Below are 274 nucleotides of genomic sequence, written 5' to 3'. Positions count from 1 at the left end.
CCTCACCTGGTTTGCCTCCGGGTATATTTCCAAACCGTTGGTGTCCATGGCTACCCTCGTGAAAAAGGTTGCTGCTGGTGATTTAACAGGAGAAAAAATCGTCTGGAAAAGCCGCGATGAGATCGGTCAGCTCGGTGAAAATGTGAACATGATGACAGACAATTTGCGCCAGCTTCTCACGCGTGTCAGCGTAAGCTCGGAGCATGTTGCGTCCACTGCCGAGCAATTGACAGCAAGCTCGGAGCAAACGAGTAAAGCGACGGAGCAAATCGCG

General features: G+C 51.8%; 1 protein-coding gene. It reads left to right on the top strand.

All coding sequences use genetic code 11. The features are described 5' to 3' along the window. Positions 1-25 precede the first annotated feature (25 nt). Positions 26-274, top strand: a 249-nt coding sequence (locus tag SB725_RS31170; protein WP_410923264.1) for a HAMP domain-containing protein, incomplete at its 3' end; no start/stop codon positions are given.

Origin of the sequence: Pseudomonas sp. SIMBA_041 (assembly GCF_046535095.1) — a bacterium.
Taxonomy (GTDB): Bacteria; Pseudomonadota; Gammaproteobacteria; order Pseudomonadales; family Pseudomonadaceae; genus Aquipseudomonas; species Aquipseudomonas mucoides.
This window is presented reverse-complemented; position numbering and strand designations above follow the sequence as displayed.